The sequence below is a fragment of the Mitsuaria sp. 7 genome, assembly GCF_001653795.1.
Classification (GTDB): Bacteria; Pseudomonadota; Gammaproteobacteria; order Burkholderiales; family Burkholderiaceae_C; genus Roseateles.
In genome coordinates, this window is the sequence record NZ_CP011514.1 from 5,639,472 (window position 1) to 5,653,265 (window position 13,794).

The 13,794-nt window shown below is 70.5% G+C and carries 10 protein-coding genes; 4 read left to right on the forward strand and 6 right to left on the reverse strand.

What is annotated here, in order from left to right:
* Nucleotides 1-59 precede the first annotated feature (59 nt).
* Complete coding sequence (locus ABE85_RS24805; protein ID WP_067281167.1) at nt 60-674, reverse strand: DUF4390 domain-containing protein; 615 nt, start codon at nt 672-674, stop codon at nt 60-62.
* A gap of 30 nt (nt 675-704) precedes the next feature.
* On the reverse strand, nt 705-2,114 hold the full coding sequence (gene rsmB / locus ABE85_RS24810) for a 16S rRNA (cytosine(967)-C(5))-methyltransferase RsmB (RefSeq protein ID WP_082938925.1): 1,410 nt from the start codon (nt 2,112-2,114) through the stop codon (nt 705-707).
* 206 nt (nt 2,115-2,320) lie between these two features.
* Between rsmB and folE the strand changes: the two genes are divergently transcribed.
* Nucleotides 2,321-3,040 (forward strand): GTP cyclohydrolase I, encoded by a 720-nt coding sequence (folE, locus tag ABE85_RS24815; protein WP_067281169.1) that lies wholly within the window; start codon nt 2,321-2,323, stop codon nt 3,038-3,040.
* 54 nt (nt 3,041-3,094) lie between these two features.
* Here the strand turns inward: folE and ABE85_RS24820 are convergent, their stop codons facing one another.
* The gene (locus tag ABE85_RS24820) at nt 3,095-3,709 is read right to left on the reverse strand and encodes a LemA family protein (protein WP_082938926.1); all 615 of its coding nucleotides are present in this window, start codon (nt 3,707-3,709) and stop codon (nt 3,095-3,097) included.
* Entirely contained in the window at nt 3,706-4,470 is a 765-nt protein-coding gene (queC, locus tag ABE85_RS24825) for a 7-cyano-7-deazaguanine synthase QueC (RefSeq protein WP_067281171.1), read from the reverse strand. The genes ABE85_RS24820 and queC overlap by 4 nt, the downstream gene beginning before the upstream one ends.
* A 118-nt stretch (nt 4,471-4,588) precedes the next feature.
* Here queC and ABE85_RS24830 point away from each other — a divergent pair, with 118 nt between their 5' ends.
* Nucleotides 4,589-6,214 carry a DUF4139 domain-containing protein gene (locus ABE85_RS24830; protein WP_067281174.1) on the forward strand — a complete coding sequence of 542 codons (1,626 nt, stop codon included), beginning with the start codon at nt 4,589-4,591 and terminating at the stop codon, nt 6,212-6,214.
* Nucleotides 6,215-6,250: 36 nt separating this feature from the next.
* Here the strand turns inward: ABE85_RS24830 and ABE85_RS24835 are convergent, their stop codons facing one another.
* Nucleotides 6,251-7,525, reverse strand: coding sequence for a glutamate-5-semialdehyde dehydrogenase (locus ABE85_RS24835; protein ID WP_067281176.1), 1,275 nt, complete (start codon nt 7,523-7,525; stop codon nt 6,251-6,253).
* A gap of 315 nt (nt 7,526-7,840) precedes the next feature.
* Between ABE85_RS24835 and ABE85_RS24840 the strand changes: the two genes are divergently transcribed.
* Both ABE85_RS24840 and ABE85_RS24845 read left to right on the forward strand, forming a co-directional pair.
* On the forward strand, nt 7,841-8,251 hold the full coding sequence (locus ABE85_RS24840) for a BlaI/MecI/CopY family transcriptional regulator (protein ID WP_067281177.1): 411 nt from the start codon (nt 7,841-7,843) through the stop codon (nt 8,249-8,251).
* A complete protein-coding gene (locus tag ABE85_RS24845) occupies nt 8,244-10,643 on the forward strand; it encodes a M56 family metallopeptidase (RefSeq protein WP_067281180.1) in 2,400 nt (799 codons plus the stop codon). Before ABE85_RS24840 ends, ABE85_RS24845 begins: the two co-directional genes overlap by 8 nt.
* A 167-nt stretch (nt 10,644-10,810) precedes the next feature.
* Here ABE85_RS24845 and ABE85_RS24850 read toward each other — a convergent pair whose 3' ends face one another.
* Nucleotides 10,811-13,693, reverse strand: a complete 2,883-nt coding sequence (locus ABE85_RS24850) for a pitrilysin family protein (RefSeq protein WP_067281182.1) — start codon at nt 13,691-13,693, stop codon at nt 10,811-10,813.
* Between the last annotated feature and the right edge of the window lie 101 nt (nt 13,694-13,794).

The following is a 13,794-nucleotide window of genomic DNA, read 5'->3' on the forward strand; positions in this document are numbered from 1 at the left end:
AAGCGGCGGACAAGCGATGGACAGGCGGCGCAGGGGTGACGTAGGCAAGGTCCGCGTGCTCAAGGCTGAGGGCGGTTGGGCGGTGGCGTGGAGGGGGCCTCCAGCGTCAGTGTGACATTGCGGTCGACGCTCAACGCCCAGCCCTGGCTGCCGCCCAGGCCGATCTGCATCGGCCGCGGGAGCTGCGCGGTGTCCAGCTTGTAGCTGAACTCCAGGTAATAGCGGCCATCGTCCTCGATGTCCTTGGTCTCGGCGACACGCCACCCGGACACGCCGCGCAGCGACGAGATCGCCTCGGCGAGCGTGTCGAAACTCTGGTGCAGGCCGCCGGTGCTGACGCGGTACTGCCGCGTCAGCGGCTGCCAGGTCAGGCGCCAGGTCCGGCTGGCCTGCGCGACGCGGGCATCGCGCCAGTACCAGCGGTTGCGCAAGACCTGGACCTCGGCGACGAAATAGACCGCCACGCCCTTGAGCAGCGCCTCCTCGGCCTGCTTGGGCAGCTCGAAGCGGGTGCTGAAGCTCAGGGCCAGGCCGTCCTCCACGCGTTCCGCGTTCAGCACCTGCAGGGCGACGCCCTGGGCCAGCGTCCAGCCGTGCAGCGCCAGCAGCACACCGACCAGGGTCAGGTGCTGCCACCAGGAACGCAGCGGAGCGGGACGGGATGGCGGAGACACGCGGACGGATTCAGGGGGGAAGTTCTGGGGTCAGGTCTTCTGCAACAGCGCGTAATAGAAGCCGTCGGTGACGGCAGTCGCGCCGGAGGCGGAGTCCTGCGGACCATTGTCCGCGAGCGGCAGCAGATGCCCGGCCCCCTGGTCGAACTGACGCGACCTTGCATCGCCATGGCGTTGCAAAAACGCGTCGATCTGGTCCTGGCCTTCGGCCTTGAAGACCGAGCAGGTCGCGTAGACCAGGCGGCCGCCGGGCTTGAGCAGCGGCCACAGCGCCTCGAGCAGCTCGGCCTGGATCCGTGCGAGCGACGGAATGTCGTCCGGCCGGCGCAGCCAGCGCACGTCCGGATGCCGGCGCACGATGCCCGATGCGCTGCACGGCGCGTCCAGCAGGATCGCGTCGAACGGCCGGCCGTCCCACCACGCGGCGGTGTCGCGCGCGTCGGCCGCGCGCACGGCGCCGTCGAGCTTCAGACGCTGCAGGTTCTGCCTCACCCGTTCCAGGCGCTTGGCATCGGCGTCCAAAGCCAGCAGATCGAGCCGGTTGCCGGCGAGTTCCTGCAGGTGGGCCGTCTTGCCGCCCGGCGCGGCGCAGGCGTCGAGCACCCGTGCGCCCTCGCCCAGTTCCGGCCAAGCCTCGCCCGGGGACAGGTCTTGCGGGCGCCGCTGGCCCAGCAGCAGCGGCGCGGCCAACTGCGCCGAGGCGTCCTGGACAGAGGCATGTCCGCCGTCGAAGCCGGGCAGGGCCTGGACCGGGCGCGGCTCGTCGAGCACGATGGCCTGCGGGAACAGCGCACCGGCGGGATGCGCGGCGATGCCTGCCTCGCGCAGGCGGGCGAGATAGCCGTCGAGGTTGTCGTGCGCCGGATTGACTCGCAAGGTCATCGGCGGCTTCTGCTGGTTCGCTTGAAGCAGTCCTTGCCACTCGGCGGGCCAGTCGCTTTGAAGGCGGTCCTGCCACCAGCGCGGATGGTTGAAGCGGGCGACGGGATCCGCCTCCGCGGCGGCGACCAGCGCTTCGCGCTCGCGCAGGAAGCGTCGCAGCACCGCATTGACGAAGCCCGCACTGTTGGGGGCGCGCTGGCGCACGGCGTGCACGGCCTGGTCGACCAGCGTGTGATCGGTGTAAGCGGTCTCGCCGGGCCAGAGCAGCGCCAGTGCGGTCACCAGCAGCGCATCCACTTTCGGCGGCGGATTCTTCGGAGCGAGCGTGGCTCGCACGACCTGCGCCGCGCCCAGGCGGCGCAGCACGGTGAAGCTCAGAGCCTGCACGCCGGGTCGGATGTCGGCGGGAGAACGGGCGAGCCACTCAGTCAATGAGTGGCCCTCGCGCACGGCCTGCACGGCATCGGCCGCGCCGGCCAGCAGCCGGTGGAGCGGCGGCGCGCCGCCGGACGCGGCGTTCTTGGAAGGCGAAGGGGACGGGGAAGAAGGGGCAGGCACCGGTGGAGTTTAGTGGCGAAGGCAGCGAGTGCCTGTGGGGCCGGAATGATGCTGGAGGTTCGCGGACGCGAGGCCTCCTGCATCGTGGAGAGCCCGCGCCAGGCCTCTCGCACGCAAGCGCCTCGCAAGAGCCTCGCAAGAGCCGCTGCTACCGCCAAGAGCCTTGCTTTCGCAATGGCATGAAGATGCCGCGACAATCCCTCCCCATGACGAGCACTCTCATCCTGAGCCCTGAAGAGCTGGCCGCGCTACCGGCCTCCGACCGCATCCGTTACCGGCTGGTCCAGGCGGGCCGGCGCCATCATGCCAACGACAACATCGCCGACTTCATCGAGGCGGGCGAGCTCGACCAACTGCAGGCCGAGGTGCAGGCGCGGATGCAGGAGGTGCTGCAGTCGCTGGTGATCGACACTGTCAGTGACCACAACACGCAGGAGACGGCCAAGCGGGTGGCGAAGATGTTCGTGAAGGAGGTCTTCGCGGGTCGTTATGCGCCGCCGCCGCCGGTGACCGAGTTCCCGAACGCCGAGCGTCTGAACGAGCTGATGATCGTCGGCCCGATCACGGTGCGCAGCGCCTGCTCGCACCACCTGTGCCCGATCATCGGCAAGGTGTGGATCGGCCTGCTGCCGAGCGAGCATTCGAACCTGATCGGCCTGTCGAAATATGTGCGCCTGACCGAGTGGATCATGAGCCGCCCGCAGATCCAGGAAGAGGCGGTCGTGATGCTGGCCAACGAGCTGCAGGACCGCGTCAAGCCGGACGGTCTCGCGATCGTGATGGATGCGGACCATTTCTGCATGCACTGGCGCGGCGTCAAGGACATGGACTCGACGATGACCAACAGCGTCATGCGCGGCTCGTTCCTGAAGGACGCGACGCTGCGCGCGGAGTTCCTCGCGCTGATGAAGAACAAGAAGGGCTGATCCCTGCAGCGGTCGGTCACGAGGGCCCGCCTGGCGGGCCCTTTGCGTTTCAGTTCAGAGGCTGCGCGCCTCGCTGAAGCCGACGAAGCTCATCAGCACGCGGGTCGGGAACTGCCGGATCGCCGCGTTGTAGGCGTCCACCGCCTGGTTGAAGACCTGCCGCGAGAACGCGCGCTGGCGGTCGATCATCTTGAGTTCGTCGACGGCGCCACCCAGGTCCGGATCGGCGTTCAGCTCCGCGTGGTGCTCGACCAGCGACACCATCCGCGTCAGCGCGGCGCCGTGCACCGCCGCGGCCACCGCCAGCAGCGCCACCGGATCCGCGGCGTAGGGTCGAGCGCGCACCGCCTGCGCTGCGGCCCGAGCCTCGGCCTGCGTCGAGGCCAGCGCGTCCAGGCTGGCCTGCTCGCTGGGCAGGCGCTCGCGCAGCCGCTCCAGCAGCAGATCGCCGTGGGCGAAACGACGCGTCAGCGCGTCGTCCAGCTGCGCGTAGGCCCTGCCGATCTCATTGCGCAGCAGCATCACGCGGTTGTAGGCGCCGATGCTCCAGAAGGCCACCACCGCGGCCAGGCCCCACAGCCACCAGTTCCAGTGGATCGCCGGCACGGCGCTGGCGGCGCTGACGGCGCTGGCCGCGTCGATCGCGTTCGCGGCGTTGAGGGGGATCATGGCGCGACGGCCTTGCCGGCCGTCTTCGCCTGCTGGAACTCGTTCCAGCCCTTGGCGCGCAGCTCGCAGGCCGGGCAGTGGCCGCAGCCCCAGCCCCACGGGTGCCGGGTCTTGCGCTCGCCGAGGTAGCAGGTGTGCGTGTGCTCGATGATCAGCGCGTTGAAGGCCTCGCCGCCCAGCGACTCCGTCAGCGCCCAGGTCTGCGCCTTGGTCAGGAACATCAGCGGCGTCTCCAGCGTCATCGGCGTGTCCAGCCCCAGGCTGAGCGCGACCTGCAGCGCCTTGAGGGTGTTGTCGCGGCAGTCGGGGTAGCCGGAGAAATCGGTCTCGCACATGCCGCCGACCAGCACCGACGCGCCGCGCCGGTAGGCCAGCGTCGCGGCGAAGGTCAGGAACAGCAGGTTGCGGCCGGGGACGAAGGTGTTGGGCAGTCCGTTGGCCTGCAGCTCGATCGCGCGTTCCTGCGTCAGCGCGGTGTCGGAGATCTGGCCCAGCAGGCTCAGGTCGAGCAGGTGGTCCTCGCCGAGCTTGGCCGCCCACTGCGGGAACTGTCCGGCGATCTGTGCGCGCACGGTCTGGCGGCAGTCGAGCTCGACGCGGTGGCGCTGGCCGTAGTCGAAGCCCAGGGTCTCGACCTCAGCGAAGCGCTCCAGCGCCCAGGCCAGGCAGGCGGTGGAATCCTGCCCGCCGGAGAACAGCACCAAGGCCTTGCGGCACGAGGCGTGGACGGCGGGAATCGGGGCGGTGGCGGCGTCGGACATGGGGAGCGGGTGGCCAGGGGACCAGCGGTTGACAGGGAATGCGGCAGGCCGGAAGTGTGCCAGCACCGTGATAGCGTCGTCGGCCACAGAGGGTGTGGACATGCAACGGGAGAGGTCGATGAAGCGATTCGACAGCCGGATCACGACGAGGGCCGCCGCGGTCACGATCGTGCTGGGCGCCGCGCTGGGCGGCATGGGCGGGGCACGCGCGCAGGGCGCGAGCGCGATCAGCCAGGTGCTGCTCTATCCGGGCGGCGCCCAGGTCGAACGCACGCTGACCGCGCCCGCGGGGACCGGCGTGGCCCGCTTCGCCTGCCTGTCGCCGTACCTGGAACGCGACACCTTGCAGGCCGAGGCCGCGCCGGGCGTGTCGCTGGGAGACCTGCAACTGGAACTGCTGCCGGTCGAGCAGGTGCCGGAGTGCCAGCGCGTCTCGCCGCGCATCAAGGAACTCGAGCAGCAGCGCAGCGCCGTCGATGCGGAGATGGGCGGCGTCGACCTGGCGCTCAAGTACCTGCGCAGCGTCACTGACCGCGATGGCAAGCCGGGTGTGGCGTTGAACGCCTCGGTCGAGTCGCTGCGGCGCAGCGGCCAGGAACTGCTCACCCGCGAGCGGGCGCTGCAGACGCGCATCGCCGAACTCGAGCAGCAGTTGCGCATCGCGCGCGCCGCCGAGCCGGCGTTGAGCGGCCAGGTGGGCGTCGTGCTGCTGCGCCTGTCGAGTCCGACGGCGGTGCCGGTGAAGCTGTCCTACCGCGTGCGCAACAGCGGCTGGACGCCGCAGTACCGGGGGCGGCTCGACACGGCCAAGGGCACGCTGACCGTCGAGCGGCTGGCCCGCGTCGCGCAGGGCAGCGGCGAGGACTGGAACGACGTCCGGCTGAGGCTCTCGACCGAGCAGCCGCGGCAGGCGATCGCACCGCGCGCGCTGTCGATCTGGCGGATCTCGATGGCGCCGCCACCCGTGCCTGTGTCCGCGCCGCCCATGCCGCAGGGCTTCTATCCCGCGCCCGTGATGTCGGCGCCGGCCCCTGCCGCTCCCCCACCGATGTTCCGCCGGGCGGGGGACAACAGCACGGCCGAGCCGCCCGTGGTGGTGAACTTCGACGCTTCCGTTTTCCAGGGCGAGTTCGCCGCCGAATACGCGCTGCCGCAACCGGTCACGCTGCGGGGCAACGGCCAGGAACTGTCGCTGACGCTGGGACAGCAGACGCTGGATGCACGCCTGATCGCGCGAGTGCAGCCGCAGATCGAGGCCCAGGCCTACCTGTTCGCCGAGGCCAAGCGGCCGGCGGGCGCGTTCCCGAACGGTCCGATGCAGCTGTATCGCGACGGCAGCCTGATCGGCAGCACGCCGTTCCGCCCGAATGACGGCACCGAGTGGACCTTGCCGTTCGGCACCGACGATTGGCTGCGCGTCGACGTCAGTCCCGAACAGCGTGACGGCGCGGAGACCGGTCTGATCGCCACGCGGCGGGAGCGGGTCGTCACGCGTCAGTGGGCGATCGAGAATCGACGCACCCGGCCGGTGACGCTGCAGGTGCTGGAAGCCGCGCCGGTCGGCGAGCACGCCGACATCCGCGTGCAGACGCAGTTCTCGCCGGCGGTGACGCAATCCGACTGGAACAACCGACCCGGCGTGCAGTTGTGGGAACTGCCGCTGGAGCCCGGCAGGACGCAGCGCTTCAGCGCGGTCTATCGGATCAGCGTGCCGAGGGACGCGAACGTGCTGGGCCTGCCTTAATCAGCTCCGGCGGTTCCGGCGGCTCGGCGGGCCGGATCAACCCCGGATCTCGCCCTGGCCGAGCACCACCCACTTCATCGACGTCAGCCCTTCGAGGCCCACCGGGCCGCGGGCGTGGAACTTGTCGGTGGAGATGCCGATCTCGGCGCCCAGGCCGTACTCGAAGCCGTCGGCGAAGCGCGTGCTGGCGTTGACCATCACGCTGGCCGAATCGACCTCGCGCAGGAAACGCATCGCGCTGACGTGATTGGTCGTGAGGATCGCGTCGGTGTGGTGCGAGCCGTGCCGGTTGACGTGCGCGATGGCTTCGTCGAGCGAGTCCACGACCTTGATGCTGATGATGGGCGCGAGGTATTCGGTGTCCCAGTCCTCGGCCGTCGCGGGCTTGAGCAGGTCGCGCGGCACGGCGTCCAGCAGCGCCAGCGTGCGCTCGCAGCCGCGCATCTCCACGCCCTTGGCGGCGAACACCATGCCGATGCGGGGGAGGAAATCGGCGGCCTGCTTCGCATGGACCAGCAGCGACTCGGTCGCGTTGCAGGGGCTGTACTTCTGCGTCTTCGCGTTGTCGACGACGGTCACCGCCAGGTCCAGGTCGACCTCGGCGTCGACGTAGCTGTGGCAGTTGCCGTCCAGGTGCTTGATCACCGGGACGCGGGCCTCGCGGCTGATGCGCTCGATCAGGCCCTTGCCGCCGCGCGGGATGATGACGTCGACGAAGGCGGGCATCGCGATCAGCAGGCTTACCGCGGCGCGGTCGGTCGTGTTGACGAGCTGCACCGCCTCGCGCGGCAGGCCGGCTTCCTCAAGGCTGTCCGCCACCAGCGCGGCGAGCGCCAGGTTGCTGTGCAGCGCCTCGGAGCCGCCGCGCAGGATGCAGGCGTTGCCGCTCTTGATCGCGAGCGACGCGGCCTCGATGGTCACGTTGGGACGGCTCTCGTAGATCATGCCGAACACGCCCAGCGGCACGCGCATCTGGCCGACGCTGATGCCGGTCGGGCGGCGTTTCATGCCGGTGATCTCGCCGATGGGGTCAGGCATTGCGGCGATCTGCTCGCAGCCTTCGGCGACAGTGGCCAGCACCTTCGCGGTCAGCCGCAGGCGGTCGACCATCGGGGCTTCCAGCCCGGCCTCGGTGGCGGCGGCGAGGTCGCGTTCGTTCGCCGCCGCGAGCGCCGGGCCCGCGTCGCGCAGGCGGCGGGCGAGCGCCTGCAGCGCGAGGTTCCGGGCGGCGGTCGGGGCGGCGGCCATCAGCGTCGCGGCCGCGCGGGCCGCCTCGCCGACGCCGGTCATGTAGGCGTTGAGGTCGGTCATAGGTCTTTCATTCTGACCGATGCCCCGCGGTGGCCGCGGGGCCGGGGCCATCGAAAGCCGAAAGCCAAGCCTTCGCGGTATCGCACCAGCCCGGCCCTCACCCCTCCCTCTCCCGCAAGCGGGAGAGGGGGAAAGAGGAGCGAGCCGGTCGGGCTCCCTCTCCCGCTTGCGGGAGAGGGCAGGGGTGAGGGCCAGCGGCGGTGGAAGTGCTGAAGCCCGGGTTGAGGGTTTGTCCCAGGAAGCCGGCACTTGCGGCAACGTCGTTGGATCTTCTACAGTTGTAGTACGACAGGTGTAGAAATACGGAATCCGATCATGGACGAGTCGATCAACGACGACGGCAAGGGCGATGTGTCGCTCAGCGAACTGCAGCTGGCGCTGATGCGCGTGCTGTGGACGCGCGGGCGGGCCAGCAATGCCGAGGTGGCCGAGGCCCTGCGCGAGCAGCAGCGCCCGCTGGCGCACACCACCGTGGCGACGCTGCTGTCGCGGCTGGAGAAGCGCGGCCTGATCGCCAGCGAGCGCGACGGCCGTGCGCTGGTCTACCGCGCCGCGGTCAGCGAGCCGGAGGTGCAGCGCTCCATGGTGTCGGGGCTGCTGAGCACGCTGTTCGGCGGCAAGCCCGAGGCGCTGCTGAGCCATCTGGTCTCGGAGGGCGAACTCGGCGACGATGACCTCGCCAGGATGCGCGCGCTGCTGAAGAGCAAGGGAGGCCGCCATGATTGAAGCCCTGTCCGGCTGGCTGTTGAACTATCTGCTGCACAGCACGGTGCTGCTGGGCGGTGTCTGGGCGCTGGAGCGCGCGGGCTGGCTGAAGCACCCGGCGTGGCGCGAGGCGTTCTGGCGTGCGGCCTTCTTCGGCGCCGTGCTGACGGCGAGCGTGCAGCCGCTGACGCAGGTCACGCGGATCGCCCTGCCGGACGTCTGGGCGCCGACGCCGGTGCCGACGCTGGCACTGGCGCAGCATGAGCAGGACACAGGCGCTGATGTCGTCCCGAACCTGGGAACGGTCACCACCCCATCGACCGGTGAGGGGCATGCATCGACGTCCGCCTCGGCACTGGCGGTGACCGCGACGTCGCCCGCGCGATTGCAGGTCGAACGGGCTGCCGATCACCTGACGGTCGTCGCCGATCACCCGGTCGACCTCTCCGATGAATCGATGCTCCGGCGTCGGGAGTTCCTGCGCGAGGGCCTCGCCGCGCTGCTGCTCTCCTGGCCGCTGGTGGCGCTGCTCGGCCTCGGCCTGACGCTGGTGCGCTGGCTGGGCTTGCGCCGTCAGGTGCGCGCGCTGCCCGTCTGCGGCAACGAGGAACTCCAGCAGGCCGCCGCCGAACTCGCCGGCATCGCCGGCGTGCGCGTGCCGACGCTGCGCGTGAGCCCGCACTGGGCCAGTCCGCTGGTCGCGCCGGGCGGGCAGATCTGTCTGCCTGAGCGCCTGATGCGCACGCTCGACGGACAACAGCGCGTGGCGGTCCTCGCGCACGAAATCGCCCACCTGCGCCGCCGTGATCTGGCCTGGCGCCTGGCGGCCCGGCTGGTGTCGCAGCTCGGCTGGCTGCAGCCGATGAACCGGCTCGCGATGCGCCGCCTGGACCTGCTCGCCGAGCTGGCCTGCGACGCCTGGGCCGCGGCCGAGGCCGGCGCGATGCCGCTGGCCGAGGGGCTCTACGTCTGCGCCCGCGACATGGCCGCCGCGACCGCCGCCGCCGAGGGTCGGCGAGGCGCCCGTTCCATGCCGGCGCTGGCCAGCGCGATGGCCGCCGCCCGCTCCCCGTTGATGGCGCGGATGGACGCGTTGCTCGAAGGCTCGCCGCTGGCCGGCACCACGCCCGCGCGCCGCCGCCTGGGCCGCGTGCTGATCGCCGGCGGCCTGTGCGCCGTGGCGCTGGCCGTGCCGATGCTGGTCGTCGGCAAGGCGCCGCGGCTGAGCGTCGACCTGAGCGGGGTCAGCGGCGCGTTCTCGTCCGCCTTCAGCGGCCTGAAGGTCACGCGGCAGGTCGTGATCGCCGACGGCGTCGAGCGCCGCGTGAACTTCTCGGGCGATCTGGAATTCAACGGCGACGAGACCGACGTCGTCTCGCTGGCCGACAAGCTCTCGATCATGGAGAAGGCCGACGGCGTGACGCGTCGCGTCGAGATCGCCGCGGACGGCAAGGGCGGGCAGGTGCGCCGCTTCTGGATCGATGGCGACAGCCGGCCGATCGATGCACAGGCGCAGGCGTGGATCACCGGCCAGATCGGGCTCATCGCGGAGAGCGTCCAGGGCAGCGGCCCGCGCGTGGAGCGCCTGTTGCGCACGGGCGGCACCGAGGCCGCACTCGCGGACATCGGCAAGGCCCGGGACGCGATGGCGCGCCGCAGCCGCATCGAGGCGCTGCTCGACAGCGGCCCGCAGAGCGACGACACCGTGTCGCAGCTGATCGCGCTGGCGGGCGGGATGACGGACGATTTCCAGCGTCGGACCGCGTTCGTCGCGTTGATCGAGCATCGGACGCTCGCGCCGGGTCCGCAGCGCGAGCTGCTGGCATTGGTCCCGACGCTCAAGGGCGATTTCGATCGTCGTCTGGTGCTGGTGGCGCTGTCGCCCCAACTGGCCAACGACACCGCCGTGATGACCGCGTGGCAGCAGGCGGTGCGCGGCTTCGGCGGCGACTTCGACAAGCGCATCGCGATCGTCGCGCTGATCGACGAGGACCACGAGGCCACGCCCGAGCGCCTGCGCACGGCGATCGCCGCGAGCGGCCTGATCGGCGGCGACTTCGACAGGCGCACCGTGCTCACGGCGGCGGCGCAGCAGATGCATGGCGACGCGGCGACCTACGCCGCCTCGTATGTCGATGCGGTGCGGGGCATCTCGGGCGACTTCGACCGCCGTTCCGCGCTCATCGCGTTGATGGACGGCACCCAGGTCGACCGCGAGGTCGCGCTGCAGGTGCTGCGCGCCACCAGCAGCATGAGCGCCGGCTTCGATCGCGCCGAACTGCTGATCGCGCTGGCGGAGCATCTGCCCGCGGAGCCGGAGGTGCTCGCGCAGTACCGGCAGGCCGCGCGCGGGCTGAGCACGCACGACCGGGGCCGCGTGGAGGCGGCGATCGACCATCTGACGTCGTCCTGAACGCCCCCGCCGCGTCGGCGCACGATCGCGTCATGGCACTGCACGACCGCGTCTGCGGTACCTTGTTCGCGATGATGGGTGCCGCACTGCCGCCGACGCGTTGAGCGGATCGCCGACGCAATGAAAAACGGACGCCGAGGCGTCCGTTATGCGTTGTCGTCAGACGATCACGGCTTCGCGGCCGAGGCCGCACCCGAGGGTGCGGTCACATCGACCGGCGCGCCCTGCAGGTCGCGGATCTCCAGCGGCTTGCGTCCGAGCGCCTCCAGCTGCGGCAGCACCTTGGCCTTGTCGCCGACGGCCACGACGATCAGCGCGGCCGGATCGACGTAGGTCTTCGTCGCCTTGTAGGCGCTGCTCGCGTTCACGGCGCCGTACTTGCGCGGCAGCGACGTGATGCTGTCCGCCGGCGCGCCGACGGCCCACTCGCTGGCATAGCTCGAGGCCACGACGCGGTTGGTGTCGAACAGCCCCGGCAGCGCCAGCAGCTGCGCGTTGCGCACGCGGTTCAGCTCGTCGGCGCCCATCGGCTTGGCGCGCATGCCGTCGATCTCCTTGAACATGTCGGTCAGCGCGGGGCCGGTGACGTCGGTGCGCACGCTGCCGCGGATGCCGAACAGGCCGCTGTCGCGGTTCATCGTGTACGCCGAGTAGATGCCGTAGGTGTAGCCCTTGACCTCGCGCAGCTGCGTGTTGATGCGCGACGTGAAGAGACCGCCCATCGCCGCGTTCATCACCTTGATGTCCTCGGCGTCGGGCGTTCCCGACTTCGGTCCGGGCGCGACGACGCTCAGCGCGGTCTGCGGCGCATTCGGCTTGTCGACCAGGATCACGCGGGCGGCGACGGGCTTGGGCGCGGCGGTGTCGACCGCGGCGGCGGCCGTCTTCGGGCGTTCCCAACCGCCGAACAGGCGCTCGGCCAGCGACTTCAGCTCATCGGCCGAGATGTCGCCGGCGACCACCAGCGCGGCCTGGTCGGGCCGGTAGTGCGTCGCCCAGAACTGGCGCAGCGCGGCGGCGTCGGTGGCCTTGATCGAGGCCTCGTCGCCGATCGCGGCCTTGGCCAGCGGATGGCCTTCACCGTAGATCACGCGGTTGGAGACGACCGACGCGACAGCCGGCGCCTGCTCGCGCTGCTGCTGCAGCGCGGCCAGGCGCTGGTTCTGCATGCGCGCGATCTCGGCGGCATCGAAGGCCGGATGCAGCGTGACATCCGCCACCAGCGCCAGCGTCTGCGCGAAGTTGCGCTTCAGGCTGCTCGCTTCGATGCGGGCCTCGTCGCGGCCCGCGCCGCTGCTGATCGCCGCGCCCAGCGCGGCGGCCTCGTCGGCGATCTGCTGCGCGGTGCGCGTCTGCGTGCCCTGCTGCAGGAGGCCGGCGGTGAAGCTCGACAGGCCGGGACGGTCCGCCGGGTTGGCGGTCTGGCCGGCGCGCACGACCAGCGTCGCGCTCACCAGCGGCAGGCCCGGGTTCGGAACGTGGATCAGCGTCAAGCCGTTCGCCAGCGTCAGGCGCTTGCCTTCCGGCAGCACCGAGGCCTTGGCCTTGCCGCCCTTGGGCTGCGTCTTGCGCCAGGCGACGTCGGGGTTCATCGACTCGCGCTCGCCCTTGCCCGCCTTCTCGGGCGCCGGCGGGGTCGGGACTTCAGCGGCCAGCTTCTGCTCGCCCGGCGTGGCCAGCACGACGACGCGCGCGTCCTTCTTCAACTGCTGCGCGACGACGTCGCGGATCTTCTCCGGCGTGATCGCCTGGTAGCGCGCCAGGTCCTTGCCGATGTAGTTCGGATCGCCGGCCTGCTGGTTGTAGTAGTTGATCTGGTCCGCCAGGGCCTGGACCTTCTCCAGGCGCGCCAGCGTGCTGGTCTCGATGGCGGCGCGGGCGCGGACCATCTCCTCAGGCGTCGGCGGATTGACGGACAGCTCCGCGACCGCGTCGTCGACGATCTTCTGGATCTCGTCCAGCGACTTGCCGGGACGCGCGATCACCTCGACCGAGAACACCGAGCCCAGCGACAGCGAGTACTGCTGCACCTGCACCGACTGCGCCAGCTGCTTGTCGTAGACCAGCGTCTTGTAGAGGCGGCTGGACTTGCCGCCGCCCAGCACGTGCGAGGCGAGGTCCAGTTCGGCGTCGCCCGGCTGGAACACGGCCGGCGTGTGCCAGGCGATGTCCAGACGCGGGAGCTCGATGCGGTCGGTGACTTCGACGCGCTTCTCCTCGGTCAGCTTCGGCTGCGGGACGTTGACCGGCGGCACCGGATCGCCGGCCTTCAGCGGGCCGAAGTACTTCTGCACCAGCTGCTTGGCCTGCGCGGGATCGAAGTCGCCGGCCAGCACCAGCGTCGCGTTGTTCGGGCGGTAGTAGCTGCGGGCGAAGGCCTTGACGTCGTTCAGCTTGATCGACTGGATGTCGGCGTGCGAGCCGATCACCGTGGCGCGGTAGGGATGGCCTTCCGGGAACAGCGCCTGGTACAGCGCTTCCTCGACGATGCCGTAGGGGCGGTTCTCGACGGACTGGCGGCGCTCGTTGCGCACGACGTCCTGCTGGTTGGCCAGCGAGACCGAATCGACCTCGTCGATCATGTAGCCCAGCATGTCCGACTTCAGCCACAGGCCGAGTTCGAGCTGGTTGGACGGCAGCGTGAAGAAGTAGTTCGTGCGGTCGAAGTCGGTCGAGCCGTTGGAATCGGTGCCGCCGGCGGCGTCGATGATCTTGTCGGCCGAGCCGCGCGGGATGTGTCGGGTGCCGGCGAACATCAGGTGTTCGAACAGATGCGCGAAGCCGGTCTGTCCCGGTGCCTCGTTGCGCGGGCCGGCGTGCACCCACAGGTTGAAGGCCACCAGCGGCAGGCGGTGGTCCTCGACCAGGATCACCTCGAAGCCGTTGGCCAGCTTCACCTTCTCCAGCTTCACGTTGAGCGTGCCGCCGACGGTGGTGACGGCGCTGGTCCCGGCCGCGGCCGGCGCGGCCAGGGCGCTGTGGTTGATGCCGACCAGGGCGGTCAGGACGGCCAAGGTGATGGCGGCGGGTGCCGCGGGCTTGAATCGCATGGTGGGACGCTTCCCTTCAATGTTGGTGCGGGGCACGCTAACCAAAGCGGGCCTCCCTCACAAGTGCCGGAACTCTGGAAGATCGAGCTCCGGGGCCTGGG

Coding starts and splice junctions, on each gene's coding strand:
- ABE85_RS24830 (WP_067281174.1), top strand. CDS start 4,589: ATGAAGCGATTCGACAGCCGGATCACGACGAGGGCCGCCGCGGTCACG.
- queC (WP_067281171.1), bottom strand. CDS start 4,470: ATGTCCGACGCCGCCACCGCCCCGATTCCCGCCGTCCACGCCTCGTGC.
- folE (WP_067281169.1), top strand. CDS start 2,321: ATGACGAGCACTCTCATCCTGAGCCCTGAAGAGCTGGCCGCGCTACCG.
- ABE85_RS24850 (WP_067281182.1), bottom strand. CDS start 13,693: ATGCGATTCAAGCCCGCGGCACCCGCCGCCATCACCTTGGCCGTCCTG.
- ABE85_RS24840 (WP_067281177.1), top strand. CDS start 7,841: ATGGACGAGTCGATCAACGACGACGGCAAGGGCGATGTGTCGCTCAGC.
- ABE85_RS24820 (WP_082938926.1), bottom strand. CDS start 3,709: ATGATCCCCCTCAACGCCGCGAACGCGATCGACGCGGCCAGCGCCGTC.
- ABE85_RS24845 (WP_067281180.1), top strand. CDS start 8,244: ATGATTGAAGCCCTGTCCGGCTGGCTGTTGAACTATCTGCTGCACAGC.
- ABE85_RS24835 (WP_067281176.1), bottom strand. CDS start 7,525: ATGACCGACCTCAACGCCTACATGACCGGCGTCGGCGAGGCGGCCCGC.